The sequence below is a fragment of the Streptomyces typhae genome, assembly GCF_009755605.1.
GTDB classification, from domain to species: Bacteria; Actinomycetota; Actinomycetes; order Streptomycetales; family Streptomycetaceae; genus Streptomyces; species Streptomyces typhae.
The window spans coordinates 305,372-321,896 of record NZ_WPNZ01000011.1; the positions used below are offsets into that span (position 1 = coordinate 305,372).

At 73.8% G+C, this 16,525-nt stretch carries 15 protein-coding genes; 2 read left to right on the forward strand and 13 right to left on the reverse strand.

Annotation, left to right across the window (positions count from 1 at the left end; all coding sequences use genetic code 11):
* Positions 1 to 47: 47 nt before the first annotated feature.
* From GPA10_RS21720 to GPA10_RS21755, 8 genes are all read right to left on the reverse strand, one after another.
* Positions 48 to 1,565, reverse strand: coding sequence for an AlkA N-terminal domain-containing protein (locus GPA10_RS21720; RefSeq protein ID WP_157166988.1), 1,518 nt, complete (start codon positions 1,563 to 1,565; stop codon positions 48 to 50).
* A 244-nt stretch (positions 1,566 to 1,809) separates the two neighbouring features.
* Positions 1,810 to 2,343, reverse strand: coding sequence for an O-acetyl-ADP-ribose deacetylase (locus tag GPA10_RS21725; protein ID WP_343041185.1), 534 nt, complete (start codon positions 2,341 to 2,343; stop codon positions 1,810 to 1,812).
* 145 nt (positions 2,344 to 2,488) lie between these two features.
* Positions 2,489 to 3,901, reverse strand: coding sequence for a phytoene desaturase family protein (locus GPA10_RS21730; protein ID WP_157166926.1), 1,413 nt, complete (start codon positions 3,899 to 3,901; stop codon positions 2,489 to 2,491).
* 109 nt (positions 3,902 to 4,010) lie between these two features.
* Entirely contained in the window at positions 4,011 to 4,865 is an 855-nt protein-coding gene (locus GPA10_RS21735) for an inositol monophosphatase family protein (RefSeq protein WP_157166927.1), read from the reverse strand.
* 115 nt (positions 4,866 to 4,980) lie between these two features.
* The gene (locus GPA10_RS21740; RefSeq protein WP_157166928.1) at positions 4,981 to 6,795 is read right to left on the reverse strand and encodes a gamma-glutamyltransferase family protein; all 1,815 of its coding nucleotides are present in this window, start codon (positions 6,793 to 6,795) and stop codon (positions 4,981 to 4,983) included.
* Positions 6,796 to 6,861: 66 nt separating this feature from the next.
* Complete coding sequence (locus GPA10_RS21745) at positions 6,862 to 7,662, reverse strand: helix-turn-helix transcriptional regulator (protein WP_157166929.1); 801 nt, start codon at positions 7,660 to 7,662, stop codon at positions 6,862 to 6,864.
* Between the two features lie 293 nt (positions 7,663 to 7,955).
* Entirely contained in the window at positions 7,956 to 8,513 is a 558-nt protein-coding gene (locus GPA10_RS21750) for a Dps family protein (protein WP_058851246.1), read from the reverse strand.
* 65 nt (positions 8,514 to 8,578) lie between these two features.
* Positions 8,579 to 9,088: an SsgA family sporulation/cell division regulator gene (locus tag GPA10_RS21755; protein ID WP_157166930.1), complete on the reverse strand. Its 510-nt coding sequence runs from the start codon at positions 9,086 to 9,088 to the stop codon at positions 8,579 to 8,581.
* 195 nt (positions 9,089 to 9,283) lie between these two features.
* On the opposite strand from GPA10_RS21755, the gene GPA10_RS21760 reads away from it, so the two are divergent.
* Positions 9,284 to 10,504, forward strand: coding sequence for a cytochrome P450 (locus GPA10_RS21760; RefSeq protein ID WP_058851244.1), 1,221 nt, complete (start codon positions 9,284 to 9,286; stop codon positions 10,502 to 10,504).
* Positions 10,505 to 10,565: 61 nt separating this feature from the next.
* On the opposite strand, the gene GPA10_RS21765 is transcribed toward GPA10_RS21760, so the two are convergent.
* From GPA10_RS21765 to GPA10_RS21785, 5 genes are all read right to left on the reverse strand, one after another.
* Positions 10,566 to 11,843: a cytochrome P450 gene (locus tag GPA10_RS21765; RefSeq protein WP_157166931.1), complete on the reverse strand. Its 1,278-nt coding sequence runs from the start codon at positions 11,841 to 11,843 to the stop codon at positions 10,566 to 10,568.
* Positions 11,840 to 12,457, reverse strand: a complete 618-nt coding sequence (locus GPA10_RS21770; RefSeq protein WP_058851242.1) for a GTP-binding protein — start codon at positions 12,455 to 12,457, stop codon at positions 11,840 to 11,842. The genes GPA10_RS21765 and GPA10_RS21770 overlap by 4 nt, the downstream gene beginning before the upstream one ends.
* Positions 12,438 to 12,794, reverse strand: coding sequence for a DUF742 domain-containing protein (locus GPA10_RS21775; RefSeq protein ID WP_058851241.1), 357 nt, complete (start codon positions 12,792 to 12,794; stop codon positions 12,438 to 12,440). Before GPA10_RS21775 ends, GPA10_RS21770 begins: the two co-directional genes overlap by 20 nt.
* On the reverse strand, positions 12,791 to 13,228 hold the full coding sequence (locus GPA10_RS21780) for a roadblock/LC7 domain-containing protein (RefSeq protein WP_058851240.1): 438 nt from the start codon (positions 13,226 to 13,228) through the stop codon (positions 12,791 to 12,793). Before GPA10_RS21780 ends, GPA10_RS21775 begins: the two co-directional genes overlap by 4 nt.
* Before the next feature lie 114 nt (positions 13,229 to 13,342).
* Positions 13,343 to 15,253: a sensor histidine kinase gene (locus GPA10_RS21785; RefSeq protein ID WP_343041186.1), complete on the reverse strand. Its 1,911-nt coding sequence runs from the start codon at positions 15,251 to 15,253 to the stop codon at positions 13,343 to 13,345.
* A gap of 880 nt (positions 15,254 to 16,133) precedes the next feature.
* On the opposite strand from GPA10_RS21785, the gene GPA10_RS43750 reads away from it, so the two are divergent.
* The coding region (locus tag GPA10_RS43750; protein WP_343041187.1) for an AMP-binding protein at positions 16,134 to 16,525 on the forward strand (392 nt) is incomplete at its 3' end.

Genomic DNA, 16,525 nt, shown 5'->3' on the forward strand with positions numbered 1-16,525 from the left:
GTGGATGCCTTATGCGGTGAGTGCCCTTGTGGGGGCGGTGAGTTCCTTCATGCGGGGAGATGGTTGATGGCGTGGTCGTCGGTGGCCCACAGGTACTGCACGGCGTAGGCCCGCCAGGGGCGCCAGGCGGCCGCGCGCGCCGTGAGTGCCGCGGGGGTGTGCGGCAGGCCGAGTGCCTGGGCGGCGCGCCGGATGCCGAGGTCGGACGGCAGGAAGGCGTCGGGGTCGCCGAGCGCCCGCATCGCGATGACCTCCGTCGTCCACGGCCCGAAGCCGGGCAGCGCGGTGAGCTGGGCGCGGGCCCGCTCCCAGTCGTTCTCGACCCCCAGGCGGAGGGTGCCGTCGGCGAGGTGGCGCACCAGTGTCGTCAGGGTCGTGCGGCGGCTCCTGGGCAGCGCGAGCGATTCCGGGTCGAGGGCGGCGAGGGCCTCGGGCGCCGGGAACAGGTGGGTGAGGCCGCCCTCGGGGTCGTCGACGGGTTCGCCGTGCGCGGTGACCAGGCGGGCGGCGTGGGTGCGGGCGGCGGCCGTGGAGACCTGCTGGCCGAGGACGGCGCGCACGGCGAACTCGGCCTCGTCCACGGTGCGGGGCACCCGGCGTCCCGGTGCCTTGGCGACGAGCGGGGCGAGCAGCGGGTCGTCGGCGAGCTGACCGTCGACGGCGACGGGGTCGGCGTCGAGGTCGAGCAGGCGGCGGCAGCGGCTGATCGCGAGGGTCAGGTCGCGCGGATCGGTGAGGGTGAGCCTGCAACCGATGTGGTCGGGGTGCGGGGTGAGGGCCACGATGCCATGACCGTAGGGCAGTCGCAGGGTGCGCCGATAGGCGCCGCCGCGCCATTCCTCCACGCCCGGCACGGCCGTGGCGGCGAGGTGTCCGAAGAGGTTGTCGGGGTTCAGCGGCGCGCGGAACGGCAGCCGCAGCGAGAGGGTGCCCGCGGGTCCCGGGCCGCCCGTGGCGCCCTCGGTTCCGGCGGCGCTGCGGCCCCGGCCCGCGGTGTGCCGCCTGGCCGCGCGCTCCCGGAGTTCACCGGGGGCGAGGGCGAAGACCTCGCGGACCGTGTCGTTGAACGTGCGGATCGAGGAGAAGCCGGCGCCGAAGGCGATCCGTGCCATCGGCAGGGTGGTGGTCTCGATGAGGAGCCGCGCGGTCTGGGCGCGCTGGGCGCGGGCGAGGGCGAGCGGTCCGGCGCCGAGCTCGGCGCGGAGCTGCCGTTCCACCTGGCGGGTGCTGTAGCCGAGGCGCTGGGCGAGGCCGGGGACGCCCTCGCGGTCGACGACGCCGTCACCGATCAGCCGCATCGCGCGGGCGACGAGGTCCGCGCGCTGGTTCCACTCGGGCGACCCCGGGCTGCTGTCGGGGCGGCAGCGCTTGCAGGCCCGGAACCCGGCCTGCTGGCAGGCGGCCGCGCTGGGGTGGAAGCTCATGTTCGCGGGTTTCGGCGGCACGACGGGGCAGCTGGGCCGGCAGTAGATCCTGGTCGTCAGGACGGCGGTGAAGAACCATCCGTCGAACCGGGCGTCCTTGGACTGCACGGCCCGCACGCACCGGTCGAAGTCCCCGTGCATCCCCGCGGGGGCGGTTGTCGCACGGGGGGTGTGCGGGGCAGTGGCACCGCCCTCCGCGGGCACGGCGGCATCCTGCGCCTCCGCCCGCCCGGCGGCGTCCCGCGGCTGTGCGGCCGGCGGGGCGGAAGACGTGAGGGCCGCCCCCGGGCCGGGGGCCTCACAGGCGCGGGATGTGGGGTGCGGCGCGATCGTCATGGGTCAAGCATCGGGGATCCGGCCGCGCCGGGCTGGCGGGAATACGACATCAGCCTCGGTCGGCCAGGGCCCGTTCGAACGCCCCGTACGCGGTCTCGTCGAAGAGGACGAAGCGCACCTCGTCGAAGTCGTCCGGTGCCGCGGCCAGGGCGTCCCGGACCGTGCCGACGGCGATGCGCGCGGCGTCGTCCAGCGGCCAGCGGTACACCCCGGTGGAGATCGCGGGGAAGGCGACCGTGCGGGCTCCGAGCCCGGCCGCGACGCGCAGGGACTCGCGGTGGCAGGAGGCGAGGAGCGCGGAGCGGTCCTCGGTGGCCGACCACACGGGTCCGACGGTGTGGATGACGTGGTCCGCCGCGAGGCGCCCCGCGGTGGTCGCCACCGCCTGCCCGGTCGGCAGCCCCCTGCCGTACCGGGAGGCGCGCAGGGCACGGCAGGCGGCGAGGATGTCGGGGCCGCCGTGCCGGTGGACGGCCCCGTCGACGCCTCCGCCGCCGAGCAGCGAGGAGTTCGCGGCGTTCACGAGGGCGTCGGCGTGCTGCCGGGTGAGGTCGCCCTGGACGAGGGTGAGGCGGGCGGTCACGGGGCCTCCTGGGGTGGAGGGGAGTGGGCGGTCGTGCGGCCCGGAGGGCCGGGGGCCGGCCTCTCCGGGGAGTGGGCGGTCGTGCGGCCCGGAGGCCGGCCTCTCCGGGGCCGGCGGAGCGAGGGGGGTGGCGCGTGGCCGGTGGTCACGTCGTGCCGCGCAGGTGCTTCCAGACCGCCTTCGCCGCGTTGTGCCCCGACATGCCGTGCACGCCGGGTCCCGGCGGTGTCGCCGAGGAGCAGAGGAAGACGGCCGGGTGCCGCGTGCGGTACGGGAAGGCGGTGAGGCGGGGGCGCAGCAGGAGCTGGAGTCCGCTCGCCGCGCCGCAGGCGATGTCGCCGCCCACGTAGTTGGCGTTGCGGGTGGCGAGTTGCGGCGGCCCGGCGGTCGCGCGGGCGAGGACCCGGTCGCGGAAGCCGGGCGCGAAGCGCTCCAGCTGCCGCTCGACGGCGTCGGTGAGGTCGCCGTCCCAGCCGTGGGGCACATGGCCGTAGGCCCAGAAGACCTGCTTGCCCGCGGGCGCCCGGGAGGGGTCGACGACGCTCGGCTGCACGGTGATGAGGAACGGCTTCTCCGGCGCGACGCCCTGGCGGGACGCGGCCCGCAGCGCCGTGCCGATCTCGGCGCTGTCCGCGCCGATCTGGACGGTTCCGGCGACGCGCGCCTGCGGCGCGGTCCACGGCATCGGCCCGTCGAGCGCGTAGTCGATCTTGAAGACGCCGGGGCCGTACCGGAAGCCGTCGTAGGAGTGTCCGAGGCCCGCGATCCTCGCGAGGGCGGTGGGCGAGGTGTCGAAGACGTACGCGCGGGCGGGCGGCAGGTCGTCGAGCCGCTTGACCTCGTAGTCGGTGTGGACGATGCCGCCGAGGTCGGTGAGGTACCCGGTGAGGGCGTCGGAGATCGACTGGGAGCCGCCGCGGGCGACGGGCCACCCGCGCGCGTGCGCGGCGAGCGCGAAGACCAGGCCGACGGCGCCGGTCGCGAAGCCGCCGAGCGGCGCCATGACGTGGGCGACGAGCCCGGCGAACAGGGTGCGCGCCCGCTCGTCCCGGAAGCGGCGCGTCAGCCACGTCGACGGCGGCAGGCCCACGAGCCCGAACCGGGCGAGCAGCAGGGGGTCGCGGGGCAGCGCGGTCAGGGGCAGCGCCATGAAGTCCCGCACGAGGGCGTCCCAGCGCGCGGTGAAGGGCGCCACGAGCCTGCGGTAGGTGCCCGCGTCCCGCGGCCCGAAGGAGGCCGCCGTCTCGGCGACGGAGCGGGCGAGGACGGCGGCGCCGCCGTCGGGGAAGGGGTGGGCCATCGGCAGCTGCGGCTGGAGCCACTCCAGGCCGTACCGGTCGAGGGGCATGGCGCGGAACGCGGGCGAGTTGATGCCCAGCGGGTGCGCGGCGGAGCACGGGTCGTGCCGGAAGCCGGGGAGGGTCAGCTCCTCGGTGCGGGCACCGCCGCCGACGGTGCCCTTGGCCTCGAACACGGCCACGGAGAAGCCGCGGCGGGCCAGCTCCACGGCAGCGGTCAGACCGTTGGGGCCCGCCCCCACGACGACGGCATCGAGCATCGACGGCACCTTCGGACTCCTTCGTCAGCCGGTGGCCAGTGCCGCTCAGGATATGCCGCGTCACCGGCGGTGCCGGGGCCGCGGCCGCCCGCGACAGCGCCGGGGACGATCAGATCGCGTGGGCGAGGACGTCCGCCACCCGGCGTGCCGTGGCTTCGTCACGCGCCGCGGTGAAGGGCAGGGCGTTGCCTCCGGTGATGCTGAACGGGACGCCGTCGCGGGTGGCGTGCGCGCCGCCCGCCTCCTCGACCAGGAGCAGGCCCGCCGCGTGGTCCCACGCGAGTTCCCAGGTGAACGCGACGGCGTCGAGGGCGCCGCGGGCCACCGCCAGATACTCGAGGCCGGCGGAACCGCAGGGGCGCGGGGCGAAGCCGTCGGCGACCAGGCCGAGGAGGGAACGCTTCTGCTCGTCGGTGGTGAAGTCCGGGTGGGACGTGGCGACGGTCAGGGGGCGGCCGGGCTCGGGGGCCCCGGCGCGCAGGGGCTCGCCGTTCAGGGTGGCGCCCTTGCCGCGGACCGCCACCGCGCACTCGTCGAGCGCGGGGGCGTACGTCCACGAGGCGAGCACCACGCCGTCCAGGGCGAGCGCGACGAGCGTGCAGAAGCCGGGGTCCCCGTGCACGTACTGCCGTGTCCCGTCGACGGGATCGACGATCCACACCGGTGCCGTGCCGGCTATGGCGCCGTACGAGTCGGGGTCGGCGTGGACCGCTTCCTCGCCGACGACGACGGAGCCGGGGAGCAGGGCCGGCAGCTCGCGGGTCAGGAACTCCTCGGCGCGGCGGTCGGCGACGGTCACGAGGTCGTGCGGGGCGCTCTTCTGGGTGACGTCGTCGTCGGCGAGCTGCCGGAACCGCGGGGTGATCTCTTCTGCGGCCGCCTTGCGGATCACGCGCTCCACGTCGGCGGTCTGTCGTGCGAGAAAGTCGTCGATGCTTTCCTTGATTGCCTGTGTTTCGATCATGTCTCCATGAGAGCACGTGCCACTGACATCGCGGGCTCCAGGGGTGAACAACGGACGGAATCCGGACGAACTCCTCTCTCCGCCCGCCGCCTCGCGCGGCCCCCGCGCCCCCTGGTCACCGCCCGACCGCGTACCCCTGCATCCCCCGCGGATTGGCCGCCGCCGACAGGACGCCGGTCCGCGGGTCCCGCGCCACCGCGCACAGCCGCCCCTCCGACCAGGGGCCGCCCACGGTCACCTCGTGACCGCGCCGCCGCAGCTCCGCCACGGCCCCGGGGTCCGTGCGGGACTCCACGACTAGGCTGCCCGGCCGCATCCCGCGCGGGTAGAAGGACTCGGGGAAGGACTCGGTGTGCCAGTTCGGGGCGTCGATCGCGCCTTGCAGGTCGAGCCCGCCGCGTATCGCGGGGCGCAGCGCAACGGCCAGGAAGAAGTGGGTCTGCCACTGGTCCTGCTGGTCCCCGCCGGGGGTGCCGAAGGCGAGGACGGGCTCGCCGTCCTTGAGCGCGAGGGACGGCGAGAGCGTGGTGCGGGGGCGGCGGCCCGGGGTGAGCGAGTCCGGCAGGCCCTCCTCCAGCCAGGCCATCTGGAGCCGGGTGCCGAGGGGGAACCCGAGTTCGGGGACGACGGGGTTGGACTGGAGCCAGCCGCCGGACGGGGTCGCCGCGACCATGTTCCCCCAGCGGTCGACGACGTCCAGGTGGCAGGTGTCGCCCCGGGTGCCGCCGTCGTTGGTGACGGTCGGCTCCCCGGCGCCCGCGGCGGCCGTGTCGTTGGGCGCGCGCAGGTCGGGCCGCTCGCCCGCGGCGACGGCCCGTGCGTGGGCGGAGAGGAGCGGCTCGCGCCCGCCGGGGCGGCCGGGCCGCAGCTCGTGGGAGGCGTGCTCTCCGACCAGGGCCCGGCGGGCGGTGTTGTAGTCCTCGGACAGGAGCTCGGCGAGCGGGACCGGCGCGGCGTCCCCGTACCAGGCCTCACGGTCGGCCATGGCGAGCTTGCAGCCCTCGACGAGCAGGTGGATGTACGCGGCGGAGCCGGGCGGCGGCAGTTCGTCCGGCAGCAGGGCGAGCTGCTGGAGGAGGGCGGGGCCCTGGCTCCAGGGGCCCGCCTTGCACAGGGTCCAGCCCCTCCAGTCGTACGTGACGGGGTCCTCGTACCCCGCGGACCAGGCCGCGAGGTCCGCGGCGGTGAGGGTGCCGGTGTGGTGCTCGCCGCTGGTGTCCAGGGTGGGACGGGTGGCCTGGCGCACCAGGGCCTCGGCGATGAAACCGGTGCGCCACACCGTGCGGGCGGCCTCGATCTGGGCGGTGCGGTCGGTGCCGCCCGCGGCCTCGGCCTCGGCGATCAGGCGCCGCCAGGTCGCGGCCAGGCGCGGGTTGCGGAACGGCTCGCCGGGCGTGGGCGGCCTGCCGCCGGGGAGGTAGACGGCCGCCGACGAGGTCCACTCCGTCTCGAAGAGCTCCCGCACCGTCTCGACGGTCCGCGTGACCCGTTCGACGGGCGGATGCCCGTCCTCGGCGTACCCGACGGCGTACCGCAGGACCTCGCCGAGCGTCTTGGTGCCGTGGTCGCGGAGCAGCAGCATCCAGGCGTCGAAGGCTCCGGGGACGGCGGCGGCGAGGGGCCCGGTGCCGGGCACCAGGGCGAGCCCGAGGGTGTCGCGGTAGTGGGCGACGGTCGCCCCGGCGGGTGCGACGCCCTGCCCGCACAGGACGCGTACGGCACCGCCCGCCGGCGCGAGAACGATCGGCACCTCGCCCGCGGGCCCGTTCAGGTGCGGCTCGACCACGTGCAGCACGAACCCCGCCGCGACGGCGGCGTCGTAGGCGTTCCCGTCGTCCTCCAGGACCGCCATCGCGGTCTGCGAGGCGAGCCAGTGGGTGGACGACACCATGCCGAAGGTGCCCTGGAGCGTGGGGCGCGTCGTGAACATGACCCGCAGGCTAACCCCCGTGCTCCGGGCGCCCTGCGGGCGGTGGGACCGGCTGCCGCTCCGGCGTCATGAGCACTCCGCCTCCGTGGGGATCAGGCCGCGGTTCTGCGCCCGCAGCACCGTGGCGACGCGGTCGCGGGTGCCGAGCTTGCGGTAGATGCTCTGGATGTGTTTCTGGGCCGTGCGCACGGAGATGCCGAGACGGCGGCCGATGGCGGCGGCGGTCAGCGCGTCGGCGAGCAGGATCAGTACGGCGGTCTCCCGCGGAGTCAGGCCGAGGGCGTCCGGGCCGCTCGGCCGCTCCGGCCCGCCCGTGTCATCGGTCCCCGACAGTTCCACGATCGGCCGCCGCCAGGACCGCAGCAGGTCGGCGTGTTTGTCGACGCCCGACAGCAGGAGCTGGATGCGCCGGGCGTAGGTCCGCTGGGCCGCTGTGAATCCCGGCCCCGAACGGTGGATGGTGAAGCCCCGTACGGGGCGTGACCTGTCGGGCAGCGGCAGGCCGAGGACGTGCTCGGTGCCGAGGGCGGCCCGCAGCAGCCGTGCCGTCTCGCCGCCGCGCCAGGACCGCTCCCCCACGACCTCAGCGGCGGTCCGCGGCGTCCGGTCGCGCGTGGCGCGGTAGTGGGCGATCAGGGGACAGCCGTGGTGTATGCGGTCCAGTACGTCGGCGTCGAGCCGGAGCTCCACGAAGCCGCCGGCCGTGCGCAGCCGCAGCGTGTCGCGCCGCCCCGCGGTGGGCCCCGCGTCCTGGTCCATGAGCACGAGGAAGTCGCCCCCGCAGGCGTCGAGCAGTTCCCCCGCGATGGGGGCCCAGATGTTTCCGGTGCCCGGTTCCCCGAGCACCGTGGTCGCCAGATCGAACATGCGCTCGTATTGACGCCCGGATATCCCTGACACTTCCCCACCCCGTCACTGACACGGCCCCCCGAGTGTCGATGGCATGTCCACCCATATCACTCGTTCCACGCCCCGGGCCAACTTGTTCTGTTCTCAACAGCCCGTCGAACAGGGGGACTTGGGAGTACAGGAGTACTTGGGAGTGGAGGGGTGTTCGGGAGGTGAGGGGTGCCTGGGAGTAGCGGATGCTCGCGCAGCGCGCGTACGGCCCGCGCGGGGTCCCTGCCCCGCGCGGGCCGTGTCCGGTCCTGCCGGTGCCGTCACTCGGCGGCGGCGCGGGCCGCGTCGACCTCCGTGGAGGCGTCGCCGGTGGAGAGCGTGCCCTGCGCGCTCTCCAGGTGGGCCCGGACGAACCACTGGAACTGGTCCAGGTCGCGGACCTGCTCGATGAGGATGTCCTCCGTCGCCGGGTCGAACTTGCCGACCTTGTCGATCGCCGCCCGGTAGCCCTCGATCACCCCCGTGTAGACCACGTCGAGTGCGCCCAGGTGGGCGATGGCGTCGGCCCGGCCGATGCTGTAGTCGTCCCAGGTGCGCTCGGCGACCAGGGCGCCCGGGGTGCCCTTCGGCACCCCGCCGAGCGCCGAGATGCGCTCGGCCACGTCGTCCGCCATCGCGCGGACGCGGTCGACCTGCGGGTCGAGCATCTCGTGCACGGCGATGAAGTGCGGGCCGACGACGTTCCAGTGCACGTGCTTCAGCGTGAGGTGCAGATCGTTGAGCGCGTGCAGCCGGACACTCAGCGCCGCGATCAGCTTCGCGCCGTCCTCGACGCTGATGCCCGGAACGGTGTAGCGGGGCGTGGAAGTGCTGGCCATGGTGTGCTCCTCAGCTGTCTCATCCGTCAACATGCCGATAAACGCGTTCCCCGTACCAAAGCTGATTAACGTGGCAAATGGTCCTCAACTGGAAAAGTGGGCGTCGCCTCCGGAAAGGACACCTCCGGAGAAGACACCTGCGGGGAAGACGCCTCCGGAGAAACGGGGGACGCCTCCCGTACCAGGCGGGACACGAGATCGTCCAGGCAGACGCGCTCCTCGCCGGGCGGCACCACCGCGTGGGCGGTGGCCAGGAACGCGGTGACGTCGGCCGTGGCGGCGTACAGGACGGCGCGGTCGCGGCCCGCGGGGCCGGGGGTGCCGAGCAGCTCGACGCGTACGCGCGTCCCGCGGGCCGCGCCCGGGGCCGGGGCCGGGGCGATCCGCACATCGCCCTCGCCGACCGGGTACCGGCAGCCCTCGGCGAGCTGCTGCCGGTCCAGGCGCCAGCGGGTCACTTCGTCGCCGTCGCAGTAGAACGTCATCGTGACGGCGAACGGGTCCGCGGCCGCGTACGCGAGCTCGGCGGACAGCGGGGCGCGCCCGGCGCCGTCCTCGCCGGTCTCGAGCTCCATCGGCACCATCGCTCTGACCTCGGCCTCCACGGCGTTCCTCCAGTGGTTCGGGGGTGGTGAACCCCGTATGCCCCGCGGGGCGCGGGGGATGCGGGCGGACAGCTGGGACGACAGTGGTGGGTCACGCACCCTGTCGGTTCTTTTCCTTGATCATTAGGCTGGGCCGGCCAGGCAGACGCCCTCCGAAGGAGTCCCGTGTCCACTGCTCAGCCCATACCGGACATTCTCTCGCCCGAGTTCGCGGCCGACCCGTACCCCGTCTACCGCGCCCTGCGCGAACACAAGCCGCTGCTGTGGCACGAACCCACCAAGAGCTACATCGTCTCGCGCTACGAGGACGTCTCCCGCGTCTTCAAGGACAAGGCGGCGCAGTTCACCACGGACAACTACGACTGGCAGATCGAGCCCGTGCACGGCCGGACGATCCTCCAGCTCAGCGGCCGCGAGCACGCGGTGCGCCGCGCCCTGGTCGCCCCGGCCTTCCGCGGCAGCGAGCTGCAGAACACCTTCCTGCCGGTGATCCGCCGCAACTCCGAGGAGCTGATCGCCGCCTTCCGCGACCGCGGCTCCGCGGACCTCGTCGCGGACTACGCCACCCGCTTCCCGGTGAACGTGATCGCCGACATGCTGGGGCTCGACAAGGCCGATCACGAGCGGTTCCACGGCTGGTACACGAGCGTCATCGCCTTCCTCGGCAACCTGGCGGGCGACCCCGAGGTGGCGGCCGCGGGCGAGCGGACCCGGGTGGAGTTCGCCGAGTACATGTTCCCGATCATCGCGGCACGCCGTGAGAATCCGGGCGACGACCTGCTGTCCACGCTCTGCGCCGCCGAGGTCGACGGGGTGTCCATGAGCGACGAGGACATCAAGGCGTTCTGCAGCCTGCTGCTCGCCGCGGGCGGCGAGACCACCGACAAGGCCATCGCCGGGATCTTCGCCAACCTCCTCACGCACCCCGACCAGCTCGCCGCCGTGCGCGCGGACCGCTCCCTGGTCGACCGGGCCTTCGCCGAGACCCTGCGGTACACCCCGCCGGTCCACATGATCATGCGGCAGACCGCGGTCGAGGTGGAGCTCGCCGGTGGCACCGTGCCCGCCGGCGCCACCGTGACCTGCCTCATCGGCTCGGCCAACCGGGACGGCGAGCGCTACCGCGACCCGGACAGCTTCGACATCTTCCGGGACGACCTGACGACCACCACGGCGTTCTCCGCGGCGGCCGACCACCTCGCGTTCGCACTCGGCAGGCACTTCTGCGTGGGCGCGCTGCTGGCCCGCGCCGAGGTCGAGACGGGCGTCAACCAGCTCCTGGACGCCATGCCGGACCTGCGGCTCGCCGACGGCTTCGTGCCCTCGGAGCGCGGCGTGTTCACCCGGGGCCCGGAGACCCTGCCGGTGGTGTTCACACCGAGCTGAGCCCCGGCCCGGCGCGTGCGGCGCGGATCGCCTCCGCGCCGCCGCCGTCACTGCGCCGCCGTCACTGCGCCACGGGCGTGAACTGCACGGGCAGCGCCGTCAGACCGCGCATCCAGATCGACGGGCGCCAGGTGAGCTCGCCGGGGTCGACGGAGAGCACCAGGTCGGGCAGCCGCTCCAGGAGCGTCTCGACCGCGGTGCGGGCGATGACGTCGGCGAGCAGCGGCGCCGGGTAGGGGCAGCGGTGCTCGCCGTTGCTGAAGGACAGGTGCGCCGAGTTCTCGGAGCCCACCTGCGCCCCCGGCCAGATCTGCGGGTCGGCGTTGGCCGCGGCGAGCCCGAGGACCAGGCAGTCGCCCGCCCGGATGCGGCGCCCGCCGAGCTGGGTGTCGCGCACCGCCCAGCGGCCGATGAAGTTCTGCGTCGGCGTGTCGAGCCACAGGACCTCGTTGAGGGCCTGGCTGACGCTGAGGCGGCCGCCGGAGACGTTCAGGGCGAACCGCTCGTCGGTCAGGAGCAGCCGCAGCGTGTTGCAGATCCAGTTGGCGGTGGGCTGCTGGGCGGCGGCGATCACCGAGATCAGGTCCTGGACGATCTCCTCGTCGGTGAGGCCCGCCGGGTGCTCCAGCATCCGCGAGGTGACGTCCGCGCCCGGGTTCTTGCGGCGCTCCGCGACCAGCTGGTGGACGCGCTCGCCGACACGGACGTACGCGGCCACGGGGTCGTCGCCCTCGGCGGCGTCCAGCGAGATCCGCAGGTCCTCGACGAGGGCCTCGGTGTCGGCGGCGCCGGGCGGCATGCCGACCATGTGCACGGCGGCACGCATCGCGAGGGGGTGGGTGTAGACGCTCATCAGCTCGGCGCTGCCGCGGCCGGAGAAGCCCGCGATGAGCTGGTCGGCGATGTACGCGCACTCCCGGCCCAGCTCGAACTGGTCGACGCCCTCCAGGGCCTCGGTGATGACGCCCGCGCGGCGGCGGTGCTCGGCGCCCTCGGCGAACAGGACGGACGGCTGGTAGCCCACGAACGGCATCAGGGGCCAGTCGGCGGGAATGTCGTCCCACTGGTTCCAGCGCCGCGAGTCGCGGGCGAACAGCTCGTCGTGCGAGGTGACGTACGTGACCTCGGAGTAGCCGAGGACGAGCCAGGCGGGCACCCCGCCGTCGAGGAGCACGGGCGCGACCGAGCCGTGCCGGCTGCGCAGGCTGCGGTACAGGTCGAAGGGCGTCTGCTGGTACTCCAGGCCGCTCAGGGGCACCGCGTCGGGGTGGGCGGCGTGGGCGGGGCAGCCGGGCGGCGGGGTGTTCGGCGCGGCTGCGGGTCCGGTCGCTTCGGTCATGCTGTCAGTTCCCGTTCCCGTGCCAGGTGGTGGAGGTGGTCGACCAGGGTGATCAGCACGTCCTTGCCGGACGAGCGGACCCGGGCGTCGCAGTCGATGAGGGGGACGTGGGCGGGCAGCGCCAGCGCGGCCCGTATCTCCTCCAGGGAGTGGCGTGCCGTGTCGTCGTCGAAGCGGTTCACGGCGACGACGAAGGGCGTGCCGTGGTGTTCGAGCCGGTCGATCGCGTACCAGGACTCGTCCATCCTGCGGGTGTCCACGAGGACGACCGCGCCGAGCGTCCCCGCGAAGAGGCGGTCCCACAGGAACCAGAAGCGCTTCTGTCCGGGCGCGCCGAACAGGTAGAGCACCAGACGGTCGTTGAGACTGATGCGGCCGAAGTCGAAGGCGACCGTGGTGGTGGTCTTGCCGGTCGACTCGGGCATCTCGTCGACTCCCGCGCCGGCCTGCGTCATCACCTCCTCGGTGTTCAGCGGCCGGATCTCGCTGACCGAGCGGACCAGGGTGGTCTTGCCGACGCCGAAGCCGCCCACCACGACGATCTTCAGGCCTGTTTCGGCCGTGTCGCGCAGCGGTGTCCGGGACGACGGCAGCTCAGAGGTTGCGGAGCCCATGGAGCACCTCCGTGAGAAGAGCGGTATCGGGCAGCGTGGCGGAGGCCGCCACGCGGGGATGACGGGGAACGATGCGGCCGGTCGCCTGAAGGTCCTCCAGGAGGATGCGGACGACGGTGATGGGCAGCGAGAGCTCGGCGGCGATCTCGACGACGGCCGTGGGGTGGCGGCACAGTTCGAGGATGCGCCGGTGCTCCGACTGCTGGCCGACGGACGGCTCGCACTCGGCGACGATCAGCGTCACCAGGTCGAACGAGCTGCCGTCGGAGCGGCTGCGGCCTCCCGTGACCGTGTAGAGCCGGTCGGGGGCGCCCACATCGACGGGCCGCCGCATCACGAGCCGCTGCCGCCGGGCTGCTGCGGGCCGCCGTGCGCCTGGGCCCTGGGCTCGGCCCGCAGGTGCTCGCCGATCTGGGAGACGAGCTGACTCATCTGGAGGCCCACCACGCCGGGGTCGGCGTCCTCGTCGGCGATGACGGCCAGGTGCGCGCCCTGGCCCGCCTCGACGACGAAGAGCAGTCCGCCGTGGAACTCGGTCATGGAGTGCCGTACGCCGCCGGAGCCGTCGCCGAACTCCATGGAGGCGCCCTGGGCGAGTGCCTGGATGCCGGAGCAGATCGCGGAGAGCTGGTCGGCCTGGTCGAGGCTGAGGCCGGGGCTCCAGCAGAGCTTCAGGCCGTCGCGGGAGAGCACGAGGGCGTGCCGGGTGCCGGGGGTGTTGTCGAGCAGGCTGTCCAGGAGCCAGTTCAGGCTGTTGTCGGTGGTCTGCATGGTGGGTTCGGGGCGATCACCGGGGGTGCGAACGCCCGTGCCTCCCTTTCGGTCGCGGGGCAAGGGGTGGAGGCGTGGTCCGGGCGGACCGGCCTCGGAACGTGCGGGGGCCGCTCACTCGGCCCGCGGCGGCGGTTCGCTCTCGTCGGCGGCACGGCTGGCGCGGTGGAAGGCGCCGAAGCCGGCGCCGATGTCGCGCGGCGTACGCTGCCGCCGGCCCGGGGCGGTGCCTTCGGGGCCCGCGGTGCCTTCGGTGCCCGCGGGCCCGCTCGCGTCGGCCGGGGCGGGGCCGGGGGTGCCAGGGGTGCGGGTGGTGTTCTCGCGGTCACGGGCGTGGGCGGCCTGCCGTTCCTGGAGCTCGGCGTGCGCGGCGGCCATGGTGCGGCCCGGCCTGCGCACCGGGAGGCCGCCGAGGGTGGCGCCCCTGCCGTCGGTGCCGCCGCCCGCGGGGGGCTGGGTGCCGGGGGCGCCGGGAGAGTCCTGGGGGCTCCGGGTGGCGCTGTGGCGGGCGTGCCCGGCGACCTGGTCGTGCGCGTCGGGCCCGTCGGCGGTGCGCTCCCGCCCGGTGCTGTGCTCCTCGAAGGCGACGTGGCCGGGGATCTCGGTGCCTTCGGCGGGGGTGGCGTGCGCGGCGGGCGCGGTGCGGGTGTCCCCGGACCTGCGGGGCGCGGGCACGGCGTCGGTGCCGGACAGGGCGGGCGCCGCCGCGGTGGTGACGGGCGTGGCGGCGGGGGCGCTCTCGGCCTGCGCCTGCTGGGCGATGAGCTGCGGGGGCAGCAGGACGACGACGCCGGTGCCGCCGCGGGCCGAGGGCCGGTAGCTGACGTTCATGCCGTACTTGACGGCGAGCCTGCCGACCACGGCGAGGCCGAGGCGGGTGCCCTGGAGCAGCGCGAGGTCGGTCATCTGCCCGGACACCGACTCCTCGGCGCGGCGCAGCGCCGCCTCGGACATCCGCAGGCCGCTGTCCTCGATGGTGATGACGACGCCGGTACGGGACTCCTCCACGTAGACGTGCACTTCGTCGGTGGGCGGTGAGAAGTTCGCGGCGTTGTCGGTGAGTTCGGCGAGCAGGTGCATCACGCCCTCGGCGGCGAAGCCGACGACGGCGACCCGGGTCGAGCAGTGCAGCCGCACCCGCTGGTATGCGGCGATGCGGCCGACGGCGCCGCGCAGGATGGACTCCATCACGATGGGCTTGTTCCAGGCGCGGCTGGAGCGGCCGCCCATCAGGAGCGCGAGCCGGTCGGTCATGAGGCCGAGCTGCGAGGTGCTGTGGTCGATGGCGAGCAGGTCGCCGAAGACGTCCTCACCGTGCCGGTCCTGCATGTCGCGCAGGTCGGCGAGCATGCTCACGGACTTGGCCTGGACGCGGCTGAGGGCCTTGGCGCTCGCGGCCTGCGCGGCGGCGGCGCGCCGCTCGCTCAGGGCGAGTTCCCGCACGGCGGCCTCGGTCAGGTCGCGCAGGGCCGGGTCCTGCGGCCAGTGCATGCCCGCGAGGACCCGGTCGACGGAGGCGCCGCCGCGCAGCTTGTCGACGACGGACGGCAGGGTCTCGCCTGCGAGGCGCCGTACGTCGTCGGACATGCGCGCCACGTCGTCTGCGGCACTGCGCCCGGCCGCGGCCGCGGCCACCGCGCGCTGCTCGGCGTCGGCCAGCGCGGTCACGCACACGCGCAGCAGCTCGCGCTGGGACGGCAGGGCGGGCGGCCGGGTCTGCCGCAGCACCTCGTCGGGGGCGACGCCCTCGCGCGCGAGGCGGGCCACGGCGGGCAGGGTGACCTGGGCCAGGCCCATGTCCTCGGCGGTACGGGAGTCCAACTGGGCGCGGGTGCGCAGCAGTTCGTCCTCCGCCTCGGCGGTCCGCGCCCGCAGGCCGTTCGCCTTCACGGTGCCCACGCACACGGCGACGGCGAGCAGCACCCACCCGCCGGCCGCGGCGGCGCCCGCCCAGCCGCGCGCGTCCACCGGCGCGAGCGCGGTCACGGCGGCTCCCGCCACGGCGGCCAGCGCCAGAAGGCACACGGGCAGCGTGTATGCCGTTCGCCGGGTGTTCGAGGTGCGGTCCGGACGACGATCGGCGGGCTGTGTCATTCCGTGGTCCCTCGGTGTCGGCACGTGTGGGCGGGCCGTCGGCCCGTCCTCGACTGGGTGCCGTCGCGAGGGAAGTCCGCCGTGTGGCGCTGTCTTCCGACGGCACTTGTGGTGGTCATGCTAGCCACAAGATCGCACAGTGGAAGCGAGCATTCAGCGAAGGGGGCCTCCCCTCGGCAGGTTCGGCGTGAAAGATCCTGTTCATACCCTGGTGCGTGATATCCGGAGGCCCCCGGAGCCAGGGCCCGACACCCCAGGCCAGACGGCGACACCCTGTCACGTCGGAACAAGTGCCGCGCGTAGACCGTCTCTTTCTCCTCCGAACGAGATCACTCACAGACCGGAACCATGCGCTCGGGTAGTCGATTTTGAGTCAATCCGAGTCCTTCCCGGTACGTCTTGTCGCCGGGGGCCGTCGGCAGCGGACCCGGCGGTCTCGTTAACGGGACAGCGCAGAATCACGGCATACGACGAGCGCGGCCATGAGAAAGGACATTTCCTCCGGGTGCGCAGGTCCCACCTCCTTTCCGGTGAGCCGTGGATGACATGCGAGAAAGGATTGCGCTTCCCCGGACCTTTGCCGCCCCTTCTCCCGGAAAACATCCGCGAGTTACGGTCACAGCCCGAGGGAAAGAAGCGATATCCCAGGTCAACGGGGCATCCACGGACGGCGGTACGGAATTCGCGCCGAGCCTTCCCCCGAACTCACCCGACCACCGCACCGACGGGGTCCGACACGGCGATCCCGCCTCGGACCCACCGCTTCGGCCCTCTTGCGATCTGCTCGTGTCCTGAACGTCTGGAGTTTTCCGTGACCGATTTTCAAGAGCCTTTTGCCGACGGGTCCTCCGTGCGGATACCGACCCTTCCGACCACTACTTTTCCCGCGTTGTTCGAGGCGCGGGTGGCCGAGGGGCCGGGGTCGCTGGGCGTGGAGTCGGCTGTTCGTGCGTGGTCGTACGGGGAGTTGAATGAGCGTGCGAATCGTGTGGCGCATTGGCTGATCGGCCGTGGGGTGGGCCCTGGGCGGTTGGTGGCGGTGGCGATGCCGCGGTCGGCCGAGCAGGTCGCGGTGGTGCTGGGCGTGTTGAAGGCGGGTGCGGCGTATCTGCCGGTGGATCTGCACTATCCGAAGGACCGGATCGCGTACATGGTCGGGGATGCGGGTCCTGCGGTGGTGTTGACCACGCGGGAGGCGGCGGG

What these genes read in the sequence shown, in the direction of transcription:
- GPA10_RS21740 (WP_157166928.1), bottom strand. Translation starts at nt 6,795, where the DNA reads ATGTTCACGACGCGCCCCACGCTCCAGGGCACCTTCGGCATGGTGTCG.
- GPA10_RS21735 (WP_157166927.1), bottom strand. Translation starts at nt 4,865, where the DNA reads ATGATCGAAACACAGGCAATCAAGGAAAGCATCGACGACTTTCTCGCA.
- GPA10_RS21750 (WP_058851246.1), bottom strand. Translation starts at nt 8,513, where the DNA reads ATGGCCAGCACTTCCACGCCCCGCTACACCGTTCCGGGCATCAGCGTC.
- GPA10_RS21770 (WP_058851242.1), bottom strand. Translation starts at nt 12,457, where the DNA reads ATGGGCTCCGCAACCTCTGAGCTGCCGTCGTCCCGGACACCGCTGCGC.
- GPA10_RS21765 (WP_157166931.1), bottom strand. Translation starts at nt 11,843, where the DNA reads ATGACCGAAGCGACCGGACCCGCAGCCGCGCCGAACACCCCGCCGCCC.
- GPA10_RS21720 (WP_157166988.1), bottom strand. Translation starts at nt 1,565, where the DNA reads ATGCACGGGGACTTCGACCGGTGCGTGCGGGCCGTGCAGTCCAAGGAC.
- GPA10_RS21730 (WP_157166926.1), bottom strand. Translation starts at nt 3,901, where the DNA reads ATGCTCGATGCCGTCGTCGTGGGGGCGGGCCCCAACGGTCTGACCGCT.
- GPA10_RS21745 (WP_157166929.1), bottom strand. Translation starts at nt 7,662, where the DNA reads ATGTTCGATCTGGCGACCACGGTGCTCGGGGAACCGGGCACCGGAAAC.
- GPA10_RS21780 (WP_058851240.1), bottom strand. Translation starts at nt 13,228, where the DNA reads ATGCAGACCACCGACAACAGCCTGAACTGGCTCCTGGACAGCCTGCTC.
- GPA10_RS21755 (WP_157166930.1), bottom strand. Translation starts at nt 9,088, where the DNA reads ATGGAGCTCGAGACCGGCGAGGACGGCGCCGGGCGCGCCCCGCTGTCC.